Origin of the sequence: Nocardia cyriacigeorgica (genome assembly GCF_005863245.1) — a bacterium.
GTDB lineage: Bacteria > Actinomycetota > Actinomycetes > Mycobacteriales > Mycobacteriaceae > Nocardia > Nocardia cyriacigeorgica_C.
In genome coordinates this window covers 12,777-30,742 of sequence record NZ_VBUT01000017.1, presented here as the reverse complement: position 1 = coordinate 30,742, position 17,966 = coordinate 12,777, and the positions used below count along the sequence as shown (strand labels likewise).

General features: G+C 62.7%; 10 protein-coding genes. 6 read left to right on the top strand and 4 right to left on the bottom strand.

Going from position 1 to position 17,966, the window contains the following annotated elements; genetic code table 11:
- Window positions 1–572: 572 nt before the first annotated feature.
- The 4 genes from FEK34_RS29165 (at window position 573) to FEK34_RS29150 (ending at window position 7,450) form a co-directional block, all read left to right on the top strand.
- On the top strand, window positions 573–1,412 hold the full coding sequence (locus FEK34_RS29165) for a helix-turn-helix domain-containing protein (RefSeq protein ID WP_171048469.1): 840 nt from the start codon (window positions 573–575) through the stop codon (window positions 1,410–1,412).
- A gap of 500 nt (window positions 1,413–1,912) precedes the next feature.
- On the top strand, window positions 1,913–2,896 hold the full coding sequence (locus FEK34_RS29160) for an AraC family transcriptional regulator (RefSeq protein ID WP_138453150.1): 984 nt from the start codon (window positions 1,913–1,915) through the stop codon (window positions 2,894–2,896).
- An 833-nt stretch (window positions 2,897–3,729) separates the two neighbouring features.
- On the top strand, window positions 3,730–5,616 hold the full coding sequence (locus FEK34_RS29155; RefSeq protein ID WP_138453148.1) for a hypothetical protein: 1,887 nt from the start codon (window positions 3,730–3,732) through the stop codon (window positions 5,614–5,616).
- A gap of 1,624 nt (window positions 5,617–7,240) precedes the next feature.
- Window positions 7,241–7,450, top strand: coding sequence for a hypothetical protein (locus tag FEK34_RS29150; protein WP_138453146.1), 210 nt, complete (start codon window positions 7,241–7,243; stop codon window positions 7,448–7,450).
- Window positions 7,451–8,100: 650 nt separating this feature from the next.
- Here FEK34_RS29150 and FEK34_RS29145 read toward each other — a convergent pair.
- The gene (locus FEK34_RS29145; RefSeq protein ID WP_138453143.1) at window positions 8,101–11,544 is read right to left on the bottom strand and encodes a DEAD/DEAH box helicase family protein; all 3,444 of its coding nucleotides are present in this window, start codon (window positions 11,542–11,544) and stop codon (window positions 8,101–8,103) included.
- A 238-nt stretch (window positions 11,545–11,782) separates the two neighbouring features.
- On the opposite strand from FEK34_RS29145, the gene FEK34_RS29140 reads away from it, so the two are divergent.
- On the top strand, window positions 11,783–12,388 hold the full coding sequence (locus tag FEK34_RS29140) for an Ltp family lipoprotein (RefSeq protein ID WP_014351202.1): 606 nt from the start codon (window positions 11,783–11,785) through the stop codon (window positions 12,386–12,388).
- Window positions 12,389–12,587: 199 nt separating this feature from the next.
- On the opposite strand, the gene FEK34_RS29135 is transcribed toward FEK34_RS29140, so the two are convergent.
- From FEK34_RS29135 to FEK34_RS29125, 3 genes are read right to left on the bottom strand one after another with little or no spacing between them, the layout of a single operon-like run.
- The gene (locus FEK34_RS29135; RefSeq protein WP_014351203.1) at window positions 12,588–13,493 is read right to left on the bottom strand and encodes a restriction endonuclease; all 906 of its coding nucleotides are present in this window, start codon (window positions 13,491–13,493) and stop codon (window positions 12,588–12,590) included.
- A 17-nt stretch (window positions 13,494–13,510) separates the two neighbouring features.
- A complete protein-coding gene (locus tag FEK34_RS29130) occupies window positions 13,511–14,647 on the bottom strand; it encodes a restriction endonuclease subunit S (protein ID WP_014351204.1) in 1,137 nt (378 codons plus the stop codon).
- Window positions 14,644–16,176: a type I restriction-modification system subunit M gene (locus FEK34_RS29125; RefSeq protein WP_014351205.1), complete on the bottom strand. Its 1,533-nt coding sequence runs from the start codon at window positions 16,174–16,176 to the stop codon at window positions 14,644–14,646. The genes FEK34_RS29130 and FEK34_RS29125 overlap by 4 nt, the downstream gene beginning before the upstream one ends.
- Window positions 16,177–16,718: 542 nt before the next feature.
- Here FEK34_RS29125 and FEK34_RS29120 point away from each other — a divergent pair.
- The gene (locus tag FEK34_RS29120; protein ID WP_349292446.1) at window positions 16,719–17,810 is read left to right on the top strand and encodes a restriction endonuclease; all 1,092 of its coding nucleotides are present in this window, start codon (window positions 16,719–16,721) and stop codon (window positions 17,808–17,810) included.
- The last annotated feature ends 156 nt before the right edge of the window (window positions 17,811–17,966 follow it).

The window sequence follows — 17,966 nt, the reverse complement described above, 5'->3', positions numbered from 1 at the left end:
AGAAGAGAATCGCGCGACGGTGCGCGGAAGATTGCTCGCCTCCCAGGCACCGAAACTGTTCTGAGAGGCGGCTTTCAGCTACCGCAGGGTCAGAGCAGCGGCAGGATCAGGGTCAGGCCGTTGATGATCACCGACAGCCCGTTATTCAGAACTGACAGGCCGAGGTTGAGGTAGTCGAGAATCACGATGGGATCCACGGAGGATTTCCTTTCGCCGGAAGTGGGCTTGCACCACCATCCAAACCGCGAAAAGGGCTCCCGCGCTAGGGTTTCGACTGGACACAATTGGAGTAAACACCGTAGTGGCCAATCACGATAGCCGGCTGACCAGGCAATTCCATCCAATTTGCTGCCGCCAGGGTAAAAGACCCTTTGGCGTCAGGCGCCGCCAACAACGGCATATCCGGGACTTGAGCACAGATTCAGCAATCCAACCGAGCGGGCGATTCGCGACATGCCTTGCCGGTCGGTACCCACTCTGGTAGAACCGGAAACATCTGCTCGGGGGAACTTTTCAGCATATCTGTGCCCCACCCGTCGATGGAAGACCCCAAGAAAGGGGGACTTCCGGCCATGACCCGGAACCCCACACGCCGACCCCACCCCACCGACCACGAACGCCCGCACATCCCGACCCTCGGCACCGCGTGCCTGCAAATCCGCAACACGCTCGGCATCTCCCGCGCCACCGCCTACCTGCGCCACGGCGTCAGCACGACCTACCTCGCCAAGATCGAAAGCGACCGGGCCATGCCCTCACTCGAGGTACTCGAACAACTCATCGCCGGCTACCGCTGCAACCCCCATCAGGCCCGCTACCTGCGTGAACTCCGCGCACCAGCGGTCAACCTGGACCCTCCCGACAAACTGCGGCAGCTCGTCTCCGGCGATACCGCCCTGATGGCCCAGCTGACCGACCTCACCAATCGTGGCATCCTCGCCGCCTACGTGGACCCACTGTGGAACATTCTCGCCTGCAACGAGAGTTTCCGCGCGGCCCTGCCCGGCATCGAGTCCACCGACGGCATCCCCACCTGGCTGTTCACACCCGAGGCCCGCAAGGTACTCGTCGAATGGGAAGCCGAAACCGCCCGCGCCATCGCCACCACCAAACCCGTCCTCGCCCGCTACCGCGACTCGATCCAGGTCCGCGACATCATGCGCCGCCTCGGCCCCAACAAAGACTTCCAACGCCTCTGGACACCCACCGTCGAGGTCATCTACGGCCGCCCCGTCACCGACCTCCTCCACATCCGCGACCCCCACACCGACGAACTCACCTCCCTGCACCTGGTCATCGCCGAACCCGGCCACCCCCACAACATCCAACTGCTCATCGCCACCCCACAGCCATATTCCGGCCCCACAGATCACAAACGAGCCCACGACACGCCGACGCGACACGCCGATTAGTAGCAGAACGGCCGCCACTACCTCGAGTAATCCGATCCGATGACGATTCGCGACAAGCCATCCGCCTCCGCCCGCACGAAACACACCTACAGCAAACATTTTGCATCCCGCCGGTTGCTTGGCGCCGAAACGCCGGATCCACGTTGCCACTCGCAGCCGAATCTCGCTGCCAGAATTAGCGCGAGTCTGCCAACGGGCAAGTACAACCTTCGTATTCGGTTGCCGATGAGCGAGTAAAACAACTAGGTCGAATTCGGCCGATACGAAATGCGGTGCACGTAATACCCTGGATGATAGGCACGGGATTCACGTCGATCGGTGCCTTTCCATCGGAAACCCGGTGCTGCAGAGGTGATTAGGCACCGCGGCGAATCGGTCGTGCCGAACTCACTACGTCTGCCACGAACCTTCCCGTGGCATATGCTTTGGACAGGGCACTGACCGGCTGCTCAATATGCGACACCAATGCTCGATTTGCGTCATCGCGGAGGGGGGCTCGAATGAGCGATCCGACTTACCATCTCGACCAGCTCGACACCACCGAGCACCCGCGAGCCGAACGGCTCGATAGCTGGATGGACTATGTAACCGGGCACCACGGTGCGTTGTCATACTCGTTCTCCCGAGACAGCAACCACTTCATCGGAAACAGCAGAACGGCACATGCCGGTGATCACAAGCTGGTCGAGTTCACCTCCCACGCCGCCAGCTACCGGCGCACCCCACGCCACCTCCGCGACAACGACTTCGGCGACCGCGTATCCCTCCTCATCCCGGTCACCGGCACCGCTGTGCTCGAGCAATCCGACACCCAGATCACCCTCACACCAGGACAACTGGGCATCATCTCGATGGCCCGACCACTCACGCTGACACACACCAACCACGCCCGAATCCGGATGCTCACCTTCCCTCACGACGAAATCACCAACACCCTCCGACGGACAGCGCCCCTCGCCGGCCACCAAGGCCGCACCGCCCACGCCGCCGTCTCCGCCCTGACCTCAACACTGGTGACCCATCGAGAATCGGTCACCAGCACCGAATTCCTCGCCATCACCAACCGCCTGACCGACCTCCTCGCCGAATCCCTTCACGAAGAACACGCCCCGGCCGCCACCCGTCTAGACCGCCTCGCTCGCGAAGCACGCAACTACATCACCAACAACGCCGGCCACTACTGGCTCACCCCCGACGCCGTCGCCCAGCACCTCGGCTGTTCCAAGCGCACCCTCGAGCGAGCATTGCACGCTGCAGGCACAACACCCGCAAGACTCATCCGCGACACCCGCCTCGACCACGCCCACCAACTCCTGACCGACAACCGCAACCGCCAAACGATCCACGAAATCGCCACCACGAGCGGCTTCCCCTCCATAGCCGCATTCAACAAGGCATTCCGCCTCCGCTACCGCGTGCCACCCAGCCACATACGGGACCTTGAGCGGAGCAGCGCCACCAATCGAACCAACCGACCCGACTGACCGTTCGTCCGACACTCAGCTCAGACGCAGTTCGCACGCGCAGCGGATCGTTGGCTCCGAATCCAGGAAAATGTCAGTGAGCCTCGGACCAGACAACGCGATGCGACACAGCTCACCTCCTACCACGCCGGGCTCCAAGGCCTCGCCGACATTCTCAGGCTGAAGGTGGCGATACGCCATCGGCCTGCGCCTGCATGGCGATGGCCGATAGTGGTGGGCCACCATATCGTGCATCCGGCGCGCCAGAGCCACCTGTTCCTGATGGCGGATCTCGGGCTGTTGTCGATGCCAAGATCCCCGTGGTAGCCGAACGCCGCCACGAGGAAGACAATCAGCAGCAGGACGGAGCCGCCAACAACTCGGCCCGGCCCGCGGACAGCCATACGTCGCCAGCGCGACGACGAATGTCATGGGACACCATCTCACCACGATCTTCCGCCCCGAGACCACCGCACGAGTGAGTAGAGCAGGTTCAAGACGGCGACCGTCGAGTAGAGGCCGAGGTCCCCAAACGTCCGCAGTCAGGTCGAGTGCCGAGAGCACCCCGGCCACGCTCCACCCCGCCTGCATCAGCGCCACGGCGAGCACGACACCCAGCGGTCGCCAGGCCAAGCGCGCCCGAACGACTCCCTCGATGGCGCAGACGGCTGCGAGTCTCTTTATCACTGCGGAGAAATCGCGATTGAACCTACGTTCCCGGCACCGGAGAGACTGACCGCGACAGCCGTAAGGGAAATTTCGCCCGCAATCGGCCGAGCCTTTGTGGGATCGGCACACCCTGGACATATGCTTCGAACTGCCTGTTCCTATCTCCTGTGTCGAGCGAGGTACGAATGACCATCCCAGAGGACGAGCGATGGCTCAGCGAGCTTGTCGCGATTCTGAACAGGCAGGTTGTCGTCTACACCGATGTGGTGCCGATCCCGCACGCCGCCATGGAACTGCTGGCATGGCTGCAGGACCCACGCGACTTCCGACCGATCCAGCACCGCGATTGGCAATCGGCGATTCGAGACTATCAGGAGAGCTTCCGCCTCACTGGCCCCCGACTGGAAAGGTTGTTGCAGAATGAGCACCGTACCCTCGAATCTCACCTGAACAGTCTGTTCACGGAGATAAACGGCCGGCACGAACTCGATGAAAATGCGCGCGTCGCGGCAGCGGCAGCGGCCAACACACTTCTCGCGGCGACGGTCTCCGACCCAGCGCTGATCGCAGCCTGGAAGGATATGGTCCGGGAGACTCAGAGCACCGCCAGGCACACCGACTGCCTGGAGTCCCGCAGGCAATGTTGGTCGGCGATCATCGAGCTGCGCTGCCAGGACACGGATGAAATCGTCCGTCGGTGCGCCGAGATTCTGAACGGCAGCGGATCGGTGCCCGAACATCTCCTCAATCTCCTCACGCCGGACCAAATGCGCGACCTCGCGGTTGATGAATCCGGACCACTCCGCTCATTCCAAAAACTGGCCCTGTGTGAAGCCGTACTCACCGCCCCGACTCCGACCGGTGACTGCGTGGTGTGGCTGCGTTTCGACAATGCCCACATAAAGCAGATGGAGATCGCGCACGGCAACATCAACCTCTATGCCGCGCAACTCCTGGGTCCGCTCGTCGGACATGTCGATTCCAGTCCTGCCTTGAAATTCAGGCCACCCGAACTCGCTACACCCATACGAAACCCTCGCACGGGCGAGGAAATCCGGTGGGACGAGGATCCCGGAATCATCTACGTCCGCGTATCATTGGACGCTATCCCGCTGCATCTGGCGGTGCCACAAGCCAGAGCCATCGCCGCCACACTGGTCCAAGTCACCGACCCGCTTCCCGGCACCTGGCATATGCACCACAGCGAAACCGTCTACATGGACGGGAAACTACGACGCGGCGGGATCTGGCCACAAACAAGTGCAACTGACCGACAGGCTCGTCGCCACATCGACGACATCGGCCACCGTCTCGAGGATGTCGGCGCCATGACCACAATCACGGACATCGCGACCATCGACCAGGTGGAGGTCGCGCTGAGTTTGCGTTCGGCACTGAACAGCGCATGGGATACCGGGCCAGTCGAGTTGGTTATGGGGGCAGTCCGAGCGCTCGAACACGTGACCGCGTGGGCGGGTGGTCACGACTGGACGACATTTCTGAGCAAACGATTCCGCAACGCCATCTCCCACGCTCAATTGGTCGAATTCGTCAACACCGTTGTGGACGCGGCTGCGGCGAACACTCCTTCCGATGAACCGTTCGCAGAGCCGCCCGAGGAGTTACGGCGATTGACGAACGAACTGCACGAATGGAACGGCGAGGCAGACCAGCTGATTCCTCTTGCGGCAATCGGTCACGCGGCGGAGCTCCGCGATATCTTCGCCAACCATTGGCTGCACCGCAGCCTAGCCGAGGTAGCGGGTGCATTCGAGTCCGGCACCGCGCTAAACGCGAAACTGGAAGCAATCGACCGGCGGTTCAACCGCCACCTGGATCGCCTCCGCCGCGTACGAAATTCCGCTATCCACGGCGGCCCGATCACAACCGGCGTCTGCGAAACAATCGCCAGTTTCGCTTTCCACCTCAGCCGGTACTGCCTCGAGCAGGTTTTGCTCGCGAACCTCACCGGAGTCGATATTCGTGACCACATCGAACGGTTTTCCGACGACCAAGCATCTCGCCGAAAAATCGCAACTACGCAGCAATCCTACGAGCGACTATTCACCTAGCCCTTTCCAGAGCCCGCAGGGCCATTCCGAGAGGGTGGGGCACACTCCGGGTGTAGATAGAACCGCAACCCGGACGCGATGATCGCGGGCAAGGCATACTCGTCGGCCGCGAACCGGAAGAAATTCCGCTGTCTAGGTATCCGCACCGCCATACCCGAATGTGCCGACCAGGTCGCCCACCCCAAGAAACTTGGCTTTCGCAGTGGGACGGCCGTCGGGCCCCGACCGGGACATCTACAAGCAGCGCAACGTCATCGGATGGGTACTCAACAGAGCCAAACATTACGTGGCGTCGCGACCCGCGTACCGGACGCTCTGCGGAACGGCCCAACGAAGTGGAACCACCTCGCCAACACTGCCTCCACACAGACGGATCCTTCCTGACCAGCACCAGGCTCCGAGTAGTCGGCACCCATCCCGCTACAGGCTAGCCTTCAGCGGGCTCCGGCACGGTTCAAGGAGCCGGAAGCGAGCCTTTCGGCATCTATGCAATCAGGACACAAGCCCTCGCAGGGCATTGCGATATCTACCCGCACCGACACGTTCCTGTGACCGCGTCCGGGACAACCTCGCACGCCCGGCATCGGTCCTGTTCACTGATCACCACGGTCGATCTTGGCGCGACCTGTTCCCGCACAGACGGCCTGTCGCGTCGCGTCGAAATCCTCTTAACCGGCTGCTTCGGCGGCTTCGCCTTGCTGCCCATCCTGACAGCGAGGCGCAGGAAGATCGCCTCGATCGCCGCCCGATCATGAGGCGGGTGACCGGCATCGAGTAGCGCCCGCTGATAGGTGGAAAGACTGGCTGCCGGATTCCGGCGAACGACTTCGGCGACAACAGCTTCGGCTGAACGTCTCGGTTGGCCTGCTCGATCTGCTCGTCGCTTTAGTTTCGCTTGGGCGATCCGACGTCGTTGCTCGGCGGCCATGCTTTTCGTGACGTACGAAAGCCCGGCTGCGTGTGCAGCATCTCTACAGGCGACCGCAGGTCCGTCAGGGTTTTTCGCATACCAGGCTCGGGAGAATGCTATCCACCGGTTTTGCTGCCTTGCCGTCAGGGGTTTCTCCGGCTTGCTACGTCGACCCATCTTGGAACGTTTGCCCGCGCGCGAGGTGGATGTTCTTCCGGAACCGGATTTCTTCCGAGTCGAGGCTTTCCCACCTCGGCGGTGTTCACTTTCCGGTAAGCGGAGGTCCTGAACGGCGCCGAACTCGAATGGGTCGCGGACCTCGTCGTTGGCGGGATCGAAGCCCGGGTCGCGATCGTGACGAAACGCCCGGTTCGCATACCAGCCGCCGACTGACACCGCACCCACCTCATCCCAGCAGACCTTCATCGCCTTGTCCGCAGCATAACCACGAATCCTGCACCGGACGGCGATTCAGAGAATCAGCAACGCCCCGCCACCGATCTGTCGCCGACGTCGAACACAGGTCGCGCCACCGTCGCGCCGCTAGGTGGGAGCAAGCCCGCACACCAACGACTCGAGTTGCGCGCATCCGGCCGAGAGAATGCTCCGCCTGGCCTCCGCACTCAGGCTCCTTGGCCTCGCGCCCAACTCCACTGCGCAACTCCACGACGCAAAAACGTCACTCGCAGAAGAGCCCGGCCCCGCGGTAGTTTCGTGTCCATCTGCAACCAAATGTGCCGGCGCCGACCATGCGAGAAGCTACGGCATCGCGGCTATCCGCGGCGCGACCAAACGCCCAATGGCCTCACGCCCATCCGCATCGACGTCAGAGCCGACAGCAACAAGAAACCCACGCTCGGCATCCACCAGAACGAAAAGATCTGGACTGCAATCGACCGCCTGCATGCCAAGGTCAGCGACTAGGCGAGCGCTGGATTCGCACTGTGATGCTTGGCGCTGATCGAATGCCGCACGGCGGTTGTACACCGTCACTTGTACCCAGGTATCGCCATCGTACGAGCAGCCGATCGGACCATCAGGGGTCCCGACCTGTGCCGTTGTGATGTTGACTCCCGCAGCTTGCGAGATTTCTTCAGGTGGAGCGATCGAGCACGAATCGCCGGCACGCGAGGACTCGCTCGTTCCCTCCTGCGAACCCGATGCGGTTCGGTCGTCGCCGGACGAACACGACGGGATCAGAAGAATCGCCCCAGCCGCAGCAAGAACCCATGAGCGCCGTACTAGTCCATGCGAATGGAGGATTCCCATGGTCATACTGCCATCTCTGATTCGACTGCCAGATTTCGCAACAACCTCAACGCCACCCTTCCTCCGATCCACGCTGACGCGATCCCCTGCGGCGACGTCGTTCGGAGTAGACGCACGGACGCTGCACTTGTTGGATCAACTCCGATGGGCTTCACCCGTCCACTGCCAGATCGTTGATCGCGACCGTACAGCCAACGCCTGCACCCCGGTATCCGCCAAACAACCGACAGCCCAATCTGGCTGCGAGAGACGCCAGCTCACAGACACTGCGTCCTTGGTCAAACCGGACACCCCGTTGTCCCTGGTCAGGCGGTCGCCACCACCGAATCGTTGATCGACCTGATGACGCCCACTAGCCGCTTCGTCTGATCGGGTGCGAACAGCTGTGTCGGCCCGTGCGGCGCCGCATCGGTGAACGGCGGCTCGAACAACAGCTTCGGGTCCATCTCGCCGTGCCGCGTGAGATGACCGATGATCAGGTTGACGAAGTCGATTTGGCTGGCTGTCGCGGTGCGTTCGCCGAGGAACTCCGCGAACGCTTCCTGCACGGCGTGCTGATCGAGGCCGACGAGGGAGCGGATGAAACGGCCCAGTCCGTGTGCGTTGTCGATGGCGCGCGCCATATCGTCGGGCTCGCCGGCGCCGCTGCGGGCCAGCAACTCCTCGAGAGATTCCAGGTCGGCCGCCGTCAGCGGTTTGCCTGAGCGCAGCTTCTGTAGCGCCAGGTTGTCGGGCTGGCGGCGTAGATAGTCGCGCACTTTCGCGGTGTACCGCTCGACATCGGTACCGGACCGCATCTCGGGCATGTCGCGTTCGACGATATCGCCGAGGGTGTCGGTGAAGTCTGTGTAGACGATCACGCGCTTCTTCTTGTCGAGCAGCCCGACAATCGACCGAAGCTCGCGCCGAGCGTGTTCGAGCATCTCGACGGTGACGTCCTCCCACCACTCATCGCCGGCAACCTCCCGCAACAGTTCCTCTTTGGCCTTGACCTTCGGGATGGCAAGTGCGGTCTCGAGCAGTCCGTCCGCGACGCCGCGGATCGTGTCCGCGTGGCGGGGCAGGATGCTGTCGGAGACGACGACATCGAGCTGGCCGCGCAGGATGGCGAGGTCGAACCGTTTCGCCATCTCGTCGGTATCGCGGACGGTGGTGGGCAGGTCGGCGAGGTTCTCGACAATCTCGGCAGAGCGCTGTTCGGTGACCGAGTCCCAGACGGCGCGGTCGGCGTACGTCTCCACCTGACGGCGCCGCGTGCGCACGATGAAGTTGTCCAGTCGCATGCCCGCCACCTGCTCATGCAGCAGATCAGCGGTAGCCCGGCGCAACGCCTCCGATGCCCCCGACCTTTCGAGCGCGGCGAGGAGTTCAGTTCGTGTGGTGAACAGCCGCTGTGACAGCGACGGCGCGAGCGCTCCTTCGGAGGCATCGGGGTGCTGGTCGAAGTAATCGAAGTTGCCGCACACGTCGAAGACGAAGAAATCGGTCTTGTCCTGGCCGGGCCCGTAGAGATCGGGGCGCAGCCGCGTTCCGCGGCCGACCATCTGCCAGAACTTCGACTTCGATCGCACCGGCTTGAAGAATACGAGGTTGACGACCTCGGGGACGTCGATGCCGGTGTCGAGCATATCGACCGAGATGGCGATGTGCGGTTCCTGGTCGGGCTGGGAGAACTTGTCGATGAGGTCCTGGCTGTAGGTGATCGCGTGGGTGATGACGCGTGCGAACGACCCTTTGAACTCCGGATAGTTCACGTCGAATCGGTCGGCGATGAACCGGGCGTGGAGTACGTTCTTCGCGAAGATGATGGTTTTGCCGAGCCGGTCGCCGCCGGCGACGCGATGCCCGTGGGTCATCAGGGTTTTCAGTACCTTGTCGACGGTGTCGATATTGAACAGCCACTTGTTGACGGCCTCGGCTTCGACAACGTCGGGGATCTCGTCGTCGGCGACATCGTCACCCCAGTCGATGGCCTCGTAGCGCTTCTTCTCCTCATCGGTGAGATCGGCGTAACGGATGCCCGCCAGCGGAAATGTCAGCGGCACGGGTACCGCGCGGGGCGGGACGAGATATTTGTCGGCGATGGCCTGGTCGAGCGAATAGTTGTGTGTCGGCACACCGGTTTCGAGGTGGAACAGCTGGTAGGTGTTGTAGTCCACCTCGTCCTTGGGGGTCGCGGTGAGCCCGAGCAGCAACGAGTCGAAGTACCGGAAGATGTGCCGGTACTTCTGGTACACCGAACGGTGCGCCTCGTCGATCACGATGAGGTCGAAGTAGCCGGGACCGAATTTCTTTGTATTGCCGTCCTTTTCGTCGATAAGACCCATCATCGTCGGATACGTGCAGACATACACTCGGCCCTCGGTGTTCTTGTCGGTCAACAGGTTCACCGGCGAAGAATCGGGCAGGTGCGTCTTGAACGCGCCGACCGCCTGCTTCACGAGGGCCTTACGGTCGGCGAGGAACAGCACGCGCTTCACCCAGTTGGCGCGCATCAGCATGTCGGCGAGCGCGACGACGGTGCGGGTCTTGCCGGACCCGGTGGCCATGACCAGCAATGCGGCTCGCTGGTTCTCGATCTCGAACCGCTCGGTGACAGCCCGGATCGCTTCCTCCTGGTACGGCCGACCGGCGATCTCCTGCGGGACGGGCATTTCGCTGAGAGGTTTCATCGACGTCCGCCGGGCAACGAGGAGTTCGAGCTCGTCGCGGGTGTGGAAACCGGCGACCTCCCGCGGCGGGTAGCGCAGATCATCCCAGAAGTGGTGTTCGAATCCGTTGCTGTAGTAGATGACCGGCCGCCTCCCGAACTTCTGTTCGAGGCAGTCAGCGTACAGTTTCGCCTGCTGTTGACCGGCGATCGGATCGACGGACGTCCGCTTAGCCTCGACGACCGCCAGCGGCAGACCATCCGTGCCCCACAGCACGTAATCGACGAATCCGTTCTTGCCGTCCGGCATTTCGGCGACGGGAAACTCGCGGTCACGCTTCTGGTCAAGCGGCCACCCGGCTTCGTGGAGTATGTCATCGATCAGATCGCGCCGTGTCTGCGCCTCACCATAGTCATGCGTGTCGGGGGTTGCGGCGCTCAATTGTTGCGCAGCCTGGATCTGGGCACGCAGCTCCCCGATCAGCTGCTCGTAGCTGGCCTTCTCGAGTTCCGCCGTCTCGGCGGCCTCGTCGCGGGCCTTCAGCTGCACGATCAGATCTTGTTTCTCCGCCTCGGACTGCTCGAGCAGTGCGTCCTTGGCAGCCAGCTCCGCTTCCAGCTTGCCGAGCTGCGCGACGGTCTTCGCGACGACCGCGCCACCGCCCGGCTTGGGCAAACGGGCAGGGTCGAACTGCTGCTGCGGCGACGGCTTGCTCGACGGCTGCGTCGCATAAGTGCGCGCCAGCCACGACAGAATGTGGAACAGCTCTGCGAGCGCCTTCCGGCCAGAGTCCTTGGATACCGGGTTGACGTCGTGCACCGCGGTGTTGCCGAGCCGGCGGATGAGGTCCATCTTCGTGACCAGTGCGTGCCCGACGACGCTGACGAACTTCCCGTCATGGATCCGGGCCGCGAGATCCGTCTTATACGGCTCGGGCAGATTCTGGGTGCGGTAGATCCACCTGACGGTGTGCTCGACGGTCCGGCGGACGTAGAAGCAGGTGGTGCGCGGGTCGAACAGCGCGTCCCGCTCAGCGTTCTTGGCCTCGGCGTACAGCTGCGGCCATTCGGCCTGTAGGAAGTCGAAGTTCCCCACCATGGGCCCCCTGTCCTTTCACACTCGTATGCGTCGCGCGCAGTGACGTGTCGTTCCGTGCTCGATCATGGCACAGGCACCCGAGCTTTCCCGGAGCCCGAGAACATTACCGGCGGGGTCCGACAAGTTCGCCCCGGCGAAATAGCCCGTGGTGCTTGTCGGTGCGCCCTGTCATACTGTGTGGCTCTCGCATCTGCGGGACGCGTCGGAAAACGACGCAACTTCTCCACAGGAGCACGACATGACCGAGCCGTTCCCCGCCCAGCAGCCCACCGATCTGCCGGCCCCGACCGTGCCGAAGAAGCAGACGAAGTGGGCGTGGGTGGCCGGTGCCATCGTTCTGGTTCCCGCCCTCGCCACCGCTTTCGGCGCCGGCGGCGCAGCCACGACATCTGTACCCACATCCACCAGCCAGGGCACGGTCGCCGTCGTCTCCGCACCTGCCGCACACGCGGCCGCAGCATGGAACAGCACTCCGGCATTGGTCGACGGCGCTCTGGTGGCCGCTGGAGCACCCGCGCCCGCGCATGCGGCCGCATTCACCCCGGCCAGACAGCAGCTCAGCCCTGGCCAGCGCAACGCCGTGCAGGCCGCAGAGCAGTACCTCGAGCTGTCCGCCTTCTCCCGCAGCGGTCTGATCGACCAGCTCGAATACGAGGGCTACTCCACCGAAGACGCGACATTCGCGGTAGATAGCCTGAACGTGGACTGGAACGAGCAGGCCAAACGCAGCGCCGAACAGTATCTTGAGCTCACCTCGTTCTCGCTGTCCGGACTCATCGATCAATTGGTCTACGAGGGCTTCACGCGCGAACAGGCCGAGTACGGAGCCAATGCCGCCTACTGACGCGCTCGTACGGCGATAGTCGTACGAGCCGCCCTTCCGTCCGGGTTCCTTGCGCCTGACGGAAGGGCGGTCGCGTCATCGGCAAGCTCCGACACCGAGCTTCCCGCTCCGGCGGCGGCATCCACGACGAGTTTGCCCATATCGCGCCGCGCAGGGAGGTCCTTCGGACGGCAGGTGTTGGAGAAAGCCTGCCGCGTAGTCACTCGAAGTAGTCTTCGTCGACCTCCACGACGGTGAAGTTCTGTCGCGTCTGGACGGCGACTCCGTAACGGATCATGAGTTCGGCGAGGCGCCTACCGTCGATGAGGATCACGCGGGTGCCGATGCTCTCCGCGTACTCGCGGGCACCTGACGTGAACGCGCTCGTGGTGATAAAGACGCCACGGGCTGCACCGACACCATGCAATGCACCGACGAACGCCTGGATCTCCGGTCGGCCGACGGTGTTCTCCGCCGCGTAACGCTTGGCCTGCACGTAGATGCGCTCGAGACCGAGCGGATCCTGATCGATGACACCGTCCACTCCCCCATCGCCGGAGCCACCGATCCGAGCAGCACGACCCTCAGTTCCTCCGTAGCCCATGGCGACCAGCACGTCGAGCACCGACTGTTCCAGAAACGTCGGATCCTGACCGCGCAGGCGCGCCAGCAGATCCGTCGCGACCTCGGCATGCAAGCGTTCGACGCCGTGCTCGATCTGCTCGAGGGGATCGACGCCTTCATCGGTGTTTTCGGTGCCGGTCGCTGGAGCGACGGTCGACGAGCCCGAACGCAGCGGAGTGTAGTCCCGGTACTCCGGAAGCGCTTTCAGGATCTTCTCGGTGATCCCACCCGGATGGGCCTCGAGCAGCGCACGCCCCGAGTCGGTAATGACGAACGTCGCCCGGTCGGGCTTATCCACCAGTTTCGCTCGGTACAGCCCACTCAGCGCCCACCCGATCCGGTTGTCCGCCCGCCGCTGACCCGACGGCAACACCTCAGCCCGCTGTTCGGCTGTCAGCCCGAGGTGGTCCTCCACCGCTGTGTGCAGGTCACGCTTGCGCCAGACCCGGCCGTCGGTAAGCACTTCCAGCACCGGGGTCAGGAAGCCGGACCATACCGGCATAGCTGAAACCGGGGTGGTCACAGCTCGCCTCGATAGGCGCGGGATTGGAGGGAGGCGAAGAGTGCGTCGAGTTCGGCGAGGGCATTTCGGTGGCATTCAGCCACCGAGCCCAATATCGCTACGTAACTAGCGAATCGCTCCTGCAGGCGGAGGTCCGGAAGGTACATTGCGATCTTCACCATCCGCTTCAATCCAAGATCACGATTCGCGATCCCATGCGTCAGCTCCTGCGACTGCCGATAACAGTAGGCAGTGTTAAGCATCGCCTCAAGCCAGCTTGGATTGACGACATCAGCGATTGGCCTGAGTAATGCGATATGCACCCACACAGCGAAATCCATGTCAGTCCGGACTTCAGCAGCGTATCCAGTAGTGCCGCCCTTGGTATAGAGAATGTCTCCGCGCCTTGGCTTTATCTTCTTCCATTGCGCTTCTGCGTCCTCCGCGGTGAGATATTTGAGATCGTTCCACGAGATTACACCTGGCCGCACATGCCTTGAAGAAAGGAAGGGGACTCCCGACTCCGCATAGGTCGGGCTGACATGCGGTCCATCTTTTGCAAACTCGATGACGTCTCCGAGCACAATTCGTTTGAATCCACGTGGGTTCGCCGCCGGATCACCGAACATGTCGATGAAGATCGACTGCGTCAGCTCGTCGAGGCGGGCGAGGGTTTCGCGGCGCTTGGCGCGGAGGGCGTCGGCATGGTCGAGGATCGCCGCAATCCGCCGCTGCTCATCCAGTGAAGGCAACGGGATGCGCATCTCACCGATGTCAGCGCGGTTAACCTGCAAGAAGGTTGCACCCTTACCTTTCGCGGCAAGCTTTGGTGCGGCGAAGGTTAACCAGTTCCAAAGGAAGCGACCATCCAAGCCATCGCCAACGCGGAGACCAGCAACACCGCGGCCAAGGCAATAGACCTGATCGGCGAGTGTCTTCACACCGATGGTGGCCCGAATTCCGAGAATGATATCGCCCGGTGCGCTCAGTCTGGTCGGATTGGTGGTGAACTTCTTCGGCTTCGGATAGACCGGACCGAAGTCACCAGCTCCAGCGACCAACGGATATCCGATACCCTCTGAGTTGTATGACTCGCCGGGAGGAGCCTGCCCCATCACTATTTCGCAGACATCGGACAGTAACGCGAACTTCACGCAATCATCTCCCGCAGTTCCGCCATACCGTCAGCGATCTCCTTTTCGAGACGATCCAGCTCATCGAGAATCTCATTCGGCGGCCTGTGCTCGACCTCCTCGTGAATGATCTCCTTGTATCGGTTAAGAGACAGGTCATACTCCTGCGCGGCAATGTTGTCCTTCGGCACACAGAAGCTCTGCTCCGTCCGAGCCCGCGCCATCTCTGAGCCGTCGCGTTCAGCCCAGCGCCGCAGCACATCTGGCAGGTTGTTCTTCAAGTGCTCGTCGTCGGACAGCTCAGCGAGGGCACCGAGCTTGCCCTCGTCCAGCAGCGGGTTACGCTTGTCGTCCAGAGACAGGCCGTCCGCCCGCACGTCGTAGAACCACACGTTGTCGGTTCCACCCGAGTTAGTTTTGGTGAAGAACAGGATGGCCGTCGATACACCCGCGTACGGCTTGAACACACCCGACGGCAGCTTCACTACCGCATCGAGCTTCTGCTCCTCCACCAGGATCCGCCGAAGCTCCTTGTGCGCCTTGGACGACCCAAACAGTACACCGTCCGGCACAATCACCGCCGCTCGTCCACCGGGCTTGAGCAGACGCAAGAACAGCGCCAGGAACAGCAGCTCGGTTTTCTTCGTCTTCGCAATCTGTTGCAGATCCTTCGCGGTGTTCTCGTAGTCCAATGAGCCGGCGAACGGCGGGTTCGCGAGGATCAGCGAATACGCTTCGGCGTCACCGGTGTTCGCTTCGGCGAGGGAATCGCGGTAGCGGATGTCGGGCTGTTCGATGCCGTGCAGCAGCATGTTCATCGATCCGATGCGCAGCATCGTGTTGTCGAAGTCGAAGCCGTGGAACATCTTGTGGTGGTAGTGGTGCTTACCCGCGCCCGAGTTGATCGCGTCCGCGTGATTCGCGCGCATGTACTCGGCGACACCCACCAGGAATCCACACGTCCCGGACGCCGGATCGACGACGGTATCCCCCGGTTCCGGGGCCGTCATGTGCACCATCAGCTCGATGATGTGCCGCGGCGTGCGGAACTGGCCGTTCTGGCCGGCGGAGGCGATCTTCGCCAGCAGGTACTCGTAGATGTCGCCCTTGGTGTCACGGTTCTCCATCGGCACCTTGTCCAGGCGATCCACCACCCGCTGCAACATGCCAGGATTCGGGATGGTCAGCCGGGCATCCTTCATGAAATGCGCGTAGGTGGAATCCTCGCCGCGCATCTCCTTGATGAAGGGGAACACCCGGTTGGCGACGATGTCGAACATCTCCTCGGCATGCCGGTCCCGGAACACCGACCATCGCAGGTCGTTATACGGCCGGCCCTCTGGATCGTTCCCTTCCGGGAACGGGTTGCCCTCGAGCGGCTGCTCCAGCAGGTTCGCCCGCTCCAGTGCGCGGGTCTGCTCGTCGTCAAGTCGACGGATGAACAGCAGGTACGTGATCTGCTCCATCACCTCGAGCGGATTAGAGATGCCACCCGTCCAGAACGCGTCCCAGACTGCGTCGACCTTGTTCTTGATCTCACCGGTGATCACGGATACCGAAACCTGCCTGTTCTGCTCGACGACGACCAACAGAACTGTATAGCCCACCCCACCGACACATCTGTACGCCGACCCGTCAGCATCGCTCGACGACCGTGGCGGGTTGATCCTGAATCTGCCGGTCGCCATCGCTTAGCTCGCTCGATCCGCACCCGTCCGATGCAGACCATCAACGGGGTGCGGGGATCTCCTCGGGCACTTTCCGAGTATTCGCCGCCGCACGGCTGCCATCGGAATACCCCAGTCCGATGACGGCATCACCCCTGGACCGCGACCGCGGCTATCCAACCCACACGCGAACTACCTGCATGGCGCGCGAGCCGCCAGCTGCGTGCCGGTCAGCCGCGTCTGTGCTCACACACCTCGGGTCGAACCCTGTCAGCCGGGTCGCGACCCGGCACGGGCCCATGATTGTCGACTGATGCCTAGCGGTGATCAGTCCTTATGCTTCGGCTGAACCAGTGGCGCGACACGTGGCGCTGTGCCCCGCCAGCATCGGCAGTGATGCGGCGACCGGCCCGACGAGCTAGTCGGTGCGCGCAAGTAGGATTCGTGTGCGTTCAGGAGGCTCAGTGCAGTACATAAAGACATTCGCTCAGGCGGAGCAGAACGCTGCGCAGCAGATGCGTGCACTCGGTTACACCGACGCACGAGTAACACCGCCCGGCCCTGACGGAGGCATTGACGTCCTATCGTCGACGGCCGTGGCACAGGTCAAGTGGCGCGGCGCCCAAGTCAGCCGACCCGAACTACATCGGCTGTATGGCGCTCGGGGCAGCCGACATCACCTGGCCATGCTGTTCTTTGCGGCATCGAAGTACAGCGGCCCAGCAATCGAATACGCAAACGAAGTCGACATCGCACTCTTCGAATATTCCCCGACCGGAGAGCTCGACCCTATCAATCGTTCAGCTCAGAGGATTGTTGCAAAAGCCCGGAACCGCCCGCGTCCGGGCGGGAAAGCAAGGTCCAGGGCCGTAGCGACCCATACCCCTGCCGTCACTACCGCAACCGCCACGGCAGGGCCGAAACACCCTGATGCCTGGATGCTGCGCGCGCAAGCACGGTTAGCCGAGGTCGCGCAACGTCTCGATGCCCATACCAAGACACGCGAAACAGGACGGTCCCGCAGCCAGCGCGTAGACCTTTCCAAGAAGGCCCCTCAGCAGCCCGACCCGTGGACGTCGCACGCAAAGGCCCGACTGAGCCAAGTGGCACAACGACTCGAGTCGAAGGCCGCGAGTCGCACGACCGAGCCGCAGCTCTCGAACTCTTCAGCGAAACAACGAAGGAAGGACTACCGAGAGCAGATCCAGACCCTGAACCGGATCAGCGCTTCGTCGCCGAACCGACACCCCAGACCGGTGACCGTCGACGCGGGCTTCCCGCCACCGCCACCGGGAACGTCCGGAGCGCCGAAGCGAGCTTTGTCGGGCTGGACGAGAGAGCTGGCGATTGCCGGTTCCTTGGGCCTGGGACTCCTGGCGGTGGGGTTCCTGGTCCTCGCGGTAACTGCACTGAACGCCGAGGAGGCGGCCCGCACATGGATCACTGTTCTGTCGCTTCTCGTGGCGGTTGTCAGCGGGGGCGGCAGCTTCGCGTTGATCGTTCGGCTGCGCGAGTAGAACACTGGGCCGCCCACTCGTCATCTCAGCGCCGAACGGGCAGAAGCTGCTTTCACGCGTTTGGGCTCGCCGACATGTGCACCACTACCGCGCGACAAGCACGACCAGAAGACAGCCCTGAACATCCGTACTGAGGCGACTGTTCCCAGTGCGACC